The 6,411-nt window shown below is 42.1% G+C and carries 7 protein-coding genes; 1 reads left to right on the forward strand and 6 read right to left on the reverse strand.

What is annotated here, in order from left to right; all coding sequences use genetic code 11:
- Positions 1-28: 28 nt before the first annotated feature.
- The 3 genes from AC1DIV_RS26305 to AC1DIV_RS26315 form a co-directional block, all read right to left on the reverse strand.
- Positions 29-352 carry an iron-sulfur cluster biosynthesis family protein gene (locus AC1DIV_RS26305; RefSeq protein ID WP_048680197.1) on the reverse strand — a complete coding sequence of 108 codons (324 nt, stop codon included), beginning with the start codon at positions 350-352 and terminating at the stop codon, positions 29-31.
- A 224-nt stretch (positions 353-576) separates the two neighbouring features.
- Positions 577-909 (reverse strand): YolD-like family protein, encoded by a 333-nt coding sequence (locus AC1DIV_RS26310; protein WP_054400243.1) that lies wholly within the window; start codon positions 907-909, stop codon positions 577-579.
- A 26-nt stretch (positions 910-935) separates the two neighbouring features.
- Positions 936-2,195, reverse strand: coding sequence for a Y-family DNA polymerase (locus AC1DIV_RS26315; protein ID WP_048680204.1), 1,260 nt, complete (start codon positions 2,193-2,195; stop codon positions 936-938).
- 414 nt (positions 2,196-2,609) lie between these two features.
- Between AC1DIV_RS26315 and AC1DIV_RS26320 the strand changes: the two genes are divergently transcribed.
- Entirely contained in the window at positions 2,610-3,269 is a 660-nt protein-coding gene (locus tag AC1DIV_RS26320) for a C40 family peptidase (RefSeq protein ID WP_034308187.1), read from the forward strand.
- Positions 3,270-3,320: 51 nt separating this feature from the next.
- On the opposite strand, the gene AC1DIV_RS26325 is transcribed toward AC1DIV_RS26320, so the two are convergent.
- The 3 genes from AC1DIV_RS26325 to AC1DIV_RS26335 all read right to left on the reverse strand — a co-directional run bounded on the left by AC1DIV_RS26325 (position 3,321) and on the right by AC1DIV_RS26335 (position 5,780).
- On the reverse strand, positions 3,321-3,848 hold the full coding sequence (locus tag AC1DIV_RS26325) for a hypothetical protein (protein ID WP_477577700.1): 528 nt from the start codon (positions 3,846-3,848) through the stop codon (positions 3,321-3,323).
- 148 nt (positions 3,849-3,996) lie between these two features.
- Entirely contained in the window at positions 3,997-4,788 is a 792-nt protein-coding gene (locus AC1DIV_RS26330; protein WP_323597773.1) for an SDR family NAD(P)-dependent oxidoreductase, read from the reverse strand.
- Positions 4,789-4,811: 23 nt separating this feature from the next.
- Positions 4,812-5,780 (reverse strand): MBL fold metallo-hydrolase, encoded by a 969-nt coding sequence (locus AC1DIV_RS26335; RefSeq protein ID WP_048680215.1) that lies wholly within the window; start codon positions 5,778-5,780, stop codon positions 4,812-4,814.
- Positions 5,781-6,411 lie beyond the last annotated feature (631 nt).

Raw genomic sequence — 6,411 nt, forward strand, 5'->3', positions numbered from 1 at the left:
TATCCACGATCCCCTCTTTTGCTTTTAGTTAGATTTTATTAAAAAAGCTCATCCTCGGATTTAAGATTTGATTCGGACTTTTTAATTGAAAGCTGTTCGCTTCCGCAACAAAGTCTATTTTCATGACTTCATCAAGAAAAATCATTTTTGATTTCTCCACATATAGCGGAATTCCGTTTGTTTCCACTTTTTCGGTACCTTCTTCAGGTTCGTTGACCCACCATAGCGCCGTCACACCACTTACCACGCAGCCGCAGCCATCAGTATCATATTTCAACTGTAAATATCCTTCTTGTCCCTGTACCTTACCGGCTATTTTCTCAGCCGCTGTTTCCGTCCATTCAATATACATGATTGCTGCCTCCCGATGTCTTTGCATTCCCCCATTATAAACGATAAAAACGTTTCTGTTAACGAAACTGCCTGCTTCCTTATGCAAGATCTGCCCTCACGGAAATCACTTTCCTCATGGACCGTTCTAACAAATGCCGATTCTCTTATATCACGTCAGTCCTTTCATCACGATGCCGTTTCGAAAATGAAAGGCTGTCCCTTGGGGAACAGCCCTTCCGCTCATCATTCCATTATCCTTACATCCGCTATATCGGAAAGCCTGATATAGTGAGCCTGCTCAAACCGGTCAACGATATGGAGCTTTTGGGTGAGCTCATTATAATAATGGATCCTGCCGATTAACAGCTGATACCGGTTTCCTTCATAATGAGCAATCGTGACATCCTTTCTTTCCTCCATCGCTTCCCCCATTACCGCATTCATTTCTTCCAGTTGCTGCTCATCCAGGATGCGCTTCGTTTCATAGCCATCCTCCACCACCCAATCCCGGAGCATCTTCACATGTTCCGGCAACATCATCGATGTCCATTTGATACGGCCGCGATCACGAATCATTCTTTTCCCTCCTTTCAAAGTCAGCCTTACGCCTTATGCCCACCAAGCAGCTTGCTTCGGTATACGGCTGTACCTGCTTCTGTATACGAAACGGCACGCAATAACGATTTGGCTCCATATTTGTGGCGGATTCGATCAACCGTGTAACTCAATTCCCGCTTCTTCCAGCGCGAAGCATCAAATAAAGTCAGCTGCATCTCATTATCATCCACAATATTCGAGAGTCTGACCTCTATGCTTCGAACCGTTTTTTGCTTATAGTTCTCATGGAAAAGCTCCAGGCAAACTTTATATAACTCCATCGTGATGTTGGTCGGTTCATTAATCGAACGCGAACGATGGAAACCTCCGCCAAACTCATCCTTGCTGTAACCAATGCCTAGGCTCACCGTTCTTCCTGCCTTACGATGGGTGCGTGCCCTTCTTCCAACTTCTTCGCAAATTTCCAGCATGACCTGCTTTACCTCATGCTCATCCTTATAATCCCGCAGCAGGATTTGACTTTTGCCGAAGCTGACCTGCCCTTCGATGATCGCTGCCCCCATATCGGATAAATCTATTCCCCAGGCATGGTGGTAAAGCTGATTGCCCATAATTCCAAACTTCGCTTCAAGTAATTCAAGATCATAATTGGCAAGCTGCCCAACCGTAAATATACCCATTCCATGAAGGGTTTTTTCTACGCGCCTGCCGATCCCCCACATTTCACGAAGCGGGGAAATCGGCCAAAGTTTGCTTGGCACATCCTCATACTTCCATTCTGCAATCCCCTGATGTTTGGCTTCCAAATCAAGGCAAAGTTTTGCCATGAGCATGTTCGGTCCAATTCCAATGGCACAGGGGAGCTGTAATTCCCGTTCAATTTCATCTTTTATCTTTTCAGCTATCATGCGGGCATCTCCCCATAAAGAAGCGGCACCATCGACTTTCACAAAACTTTCGTCCACACTATATACGTGAATCGCTTCTTTTGGCACATAACGGTTGAACAAGCGGGTGATTTCCGTCGAAACCCTTAAATAAGTCGCCATTTTAGGTTCAACGACGACAATCCTCGGGTCATTCGGGATCTCAAACATCCGCGAACCTGTCTTGATGCCAAATTCCTTCTTCATCTTTGGAGAAGCCGCGAGCACAATGCTCCCTGTCCTCTTCAAATCACCAACCACCGCCAGATAACAATCAAGCGGGTCCAGACCAAGCATGACCGCTGAACAGCTTGCATAAAAACTTTTCATATCGATACACATAATTGATTGTTTCGGCATCGTCCCATAATCCATCATTTCTTCACCCTAACAAGAATATACGTTCGCTTTATTATATTCATAACTTTAACCGAATATACGTTCTTATTCAATGGAAGTTTTCATACAAATTTCTACTTTTTATTGTAATTTCCTTGAAAAATATAATAGATACTAAAAATGGATAAAATACCAAATTTAAACTTAGCATCCAGATTGTTTTTTTGAAAAAGATTAATTGGTAGCTTGAATAATTTTAAGTAGGTCCATATGCTTAGTCTTTTAAAATCCCCCCACCCTTTTCAACAGGCTTTCGTCTACTTGGAATCCAGTCTTAATGCTCATTTTTTGTAATGAAAATGTAACCAAAATTATGTCTATTTGTCATAATGGTATTGTAGGATAATATTGTTAAGAAATAATAGAGAGATAGATAGAGAGGAAATGAAAATTATGAAGAAATGGATCGCTTCAGCTGCTGTTGCATCTGCCATGATGCTAACCCCACTGCAAGCCTTTGCCAATATTGGAGACCAAACCCTCAGACCCGGAATGACACATAGTGATGTCAAACAACTACAACAACTATTAAAAACCAAAGGTTATTTCACATATTCAGGTTCACTGACTACATATTACGGCACCTATTCTGTATCTGCAGTAAAAAAATTCCAAAAAGCCAAAGGGTTGACTGCCGACGGAATTGCCGGCCGTAACACATTTAATGCGCTTGGTGTTTATAATGTCAATAATACTAGCTTGATCAGCTATGCAAAAACCTTAATAGGCAAACCCTACAAATGGGGCGGAACAACACCAACTGGATTTGACTGCTCAGGCTTCGTCTATTACGTATTCCAGAAATCTCAAGGAATTACCTTACCGCGTACAACATCCTTGCTCTATTCCAATACGGGTTTAAAAGTATCTTCACCAGCTAAGGGTGATCTTGTATTCTTTGATACTTCTTCTGGAAGAACAGGAGTATCCCATGTTGGGATCTATATCGGAAATGGTCAATTCATTAGTGCTACGTCTTCCAAAGGAATAACCATTACGGATATGGATAATTCTTATTGGAAACCAAAATATTTAGGTGCGAAAACTTTATAAAATCCAGGACAAACAGCCGGACGGAATTCAAAGTGATTCAGTCCGGTTGTTTTATTTTATATATAATATTTCATCCGTTACATCCTCAACTGTCACAATGAATGAAGAATCCAAGTTGGAACGATTCATCATTTCGATATTATAAACATGCTCTGAAGGTAAATGGGCGACTTCGAGAACCATGAATCGCTGACTTTCCGCTTTGCTGACATGATCGAGAGCAGCAATGACCGCCCTTTGTTCGGCCAAGCTATTTTCATCCGTCAAAACAAGAATCAATTCCGCTTCCGCTTTCCCAGGAAATGATTTCTTCACCCCGCCCCGGTGCCATGGTTTCACTTTCATCCCTATTTCCAGTTCGGAATAATCGAGGTCATTACCATGTTGATCTTGAATATATGTATCATTGGTCACCTTATAGTACGTCCCTTTAATTAAAATCCTCTTATCGTCAAGATCCGTAATGAAACCTTCTTCCCCTTTATCAATGGATTCATCCATGTTCCAATCGGGGGATTGACAGCTGCCCAGAATAAGGGCGACGAATAAATATATATAAAGGTTTACCATCATCTTCATGAAAATCCCTCCTAATAGAAATAGACGGACTCCCCATGAAATAGTTACCCATTCAAATGATAACTTCGGTTAAATCAAAGGGGAATGTCATCGACATTCCCCTTTACCTATTATTGGACCATTTTTCGTCTGGTATCGAAAGACTAGCCTACTTTTTGAAAAATGCTTTTTTTCCTAATGTTTCGGTGACCTTCGGAAACATGTTATACCATTTCCCAGCTAAATTCATCCAGCCAGGGAGATTGATTTCCCTCTTGTTGGTCAGCATCGCCGCAACGATTTTAGCAGCGACATCTCCAGGCTTAAGCATGAATTTTTCAACGTTCTTTAAGTATGTACCTGATTCATCCGCAATGTTAAAGAAATTCGTTTCTATAGGGCCAGGATTGACGGTGGTCACAAAAACATGATCTTCCATCAGTTCGAGCCGAAGTGCGTTTGAATAGCCAAGAACTGCGAACTTGGTAGAAGAGTACAATGTTGATTTAGGAGTGGCGATTTTACCGGCCTGTGAAGCGATATTGATGATATGCCCCGATTTTCTCTGCTTCATATACGGCAGAACCAGCTTTGTGCAGGCCATTAATCCAATGACGTTGACAGCAAACATTGCTTTCGTTTCATTTAATTCCGTATCCTGCGCTTCTTTAAACGTGCCGAAACCAGCATTGTTGACCAACACATCCACTTCACCTATTTGCTCATGGATGTCATTAAAAACATTTGTCACCTGATCAGTGTCTGCAACGTCAAGCTTATAGGCATATGCATCAATCCCATATTGGGTGATCAGTTCATTCTTCAGCAGCAGTAATTTATCCATGCTTCTGGCCAAGAGGACGAGACGGCCTCCCTGTTTTGCACTTTGAATGGCAACTTCCTTGCCAATCCCTCCGGAAGCACCGGTAATAACAATAACTTTACCTTGTAACTTATTCAAAAAAAGCGGCCTCCTTGCGAACATTAAGCGATTGAATACAGAATGACCCCTGATTGGATTTCTGTTTGGACTTCACCCAAGTCTTCTAAATAGTCCAGCTGACCGACCGTTTCCGAAAGTGTCAGGCCCACTTCCTGAAGGTATACTTTCGGAAACAGCTGCTGACACACTTCAAAGACAGATAAAGGCTTATCTTGAAGCATGCTTTTCACCTGCATGGCACGGTTATGCTGCCGCTCGAATCTATATTGAATCAAGTCTGCAACTGCATCTCCTGCCACTTCAGATCCATGTCCTGAGTAAACAGTGGATATGGGGAAATCCAATAATTTTTGAAGTGATGCATTATATTGCAGTAACGGACGAGGCCTCATGCCTCCAGGGAGTAAAGGTGGTTCCATTAATGGGTTAGGCGAAATCTTGGCAAGCAAGTGATCGCCTGCGATCATGATCCCGTCACTTTCCCGATAAAAAGATAAATGGCTTTGCGCATGCCCTGGAGTCTCGATCACTTTCCAGCCTGGAAGACCAGGGAGCTCATCCCCCTCAGCCAAATATCCATGCAGTTTCCGTTCACTAAGGAAACGGATTTCGTCGCGGTTATGGATCAGTTTATTTTTCAGTTCTTCTGCCACTCCGAACTTTTTGGCATAATCAAGGAAAAAACGATTATGGGTTTCAAGAAACTCATCACTGATAGTAAGCCAGCGCTGATTATTTTTGTGTCCATAAACCGGGATATCCTTTTCAAAGAAATCGAGTGCACCAGCATGATCGGGATGATGATGGGTTAAAATGATTTGTTCGATATCAGTCAGTTTCAGACCCAAATCCCCAAGACCGTTAGTCAAGGCTTCCTTTGAACGTTTTGTTTTCACGCCGGTATCGATTAATGTTAAAGCATCCCCTTTAACGACATAAACATTCACATCACCCACTGCAAACGGCGTGGGCAAAGCAATTTTCGCAATATCTCCATTCCAATTCGCCATAATCTTTTCCACCTTAGAAAATTATATTTATATAAATCTTTTTATACGCTAACCAGGATTCTAAGTATAGTTATCATGTATAATTACCATTTTACATGTATTTTTAATTACTGTCATTATTTTCACATAATTCATGTCTATTTTTTATCGTCCATGCATATATTATCATTGACAGAGTACTGATATATCCTTCATAATCACAAGTAATTAAAGACGGCATGGCTTTGATTAAGGCCAAGTAAATTATTGATGGCGTAAAGAGAGTGAAGCTCGGAATGTGCTGAAAGGCTTCATCGCCCCCTCATTATTGAACCTACCTTATGAGCCTTCAGGAAAACCTGACGTAATTCCCGCGTTAGAGGAATCAAGTGCAGCTTTTCTGTTTATTTATTATGGAAAAGTTGAACAAAGGTGGTACCACGGAAGCTAGACCTTTCGTCCTTTATTGGATGAGGGGTCTTTTTGTTTTTCATAAAGGCTCTTTTCGTAAAGATTGTTGTTTTTAAACGAAACTATTTAAGGTTGATTGGAGCGGAAGTGCGAGACTCCTGCGGGAGCAGCGGGACAGGTGAGACCCCACAGGCGTTTACGCCGAGGAGGCTCACCGCCCGCCCCGCGGAAAGCGAGCATC

The sequence above is a fragment of the Peribacillus sp. 05N428 genome, from assembly GCF_056397085.1.

Coding starts and splice junctions, on each gene's coding strand:
- AC1DIV_RS26310 (WP_054400243.1), bottom strand. CDS start 909: ATGATTCGTGATCGCGGCCGTATCAAATGGACATCGATGATGTTGCCG.
- AC1DIV_RS26320 (WP_034308187.1), top strand. CDS start 2,610: ATGAAGAAATGGATCGCTTCAGCTGCTGTTGCATCTGCCATGATGCTA.
- AC1DIV_RS26335 (WP_048680215.1), bottom strand. CDS start 5,780: ATGGCGAATTGGAATGGAGATATTGCGAAAATTGCTTTGCCCACGCCG.
- AC1DIV_RS26325 (WP_477577700.1), bottom strand. CDS start 3,848: ATGAAGATGATGGTAAACCTTTATATATATTTATTCGTCGCCCTTATT.
- AC1DIV_RS26305 (WP_048680197.1), bottom strand. CDS start 352: ATGTATATTGAATGGACGGAAACAGCGGCTGAGAAAATAGCCGGTAAG.
- AC1DIV_RS26315 (WP_048680204.1), bottom strand. CDS start 2,195: ATGATGGATTATGGGACGATGCCGAAACAATCAATTATGTGTATCGAT.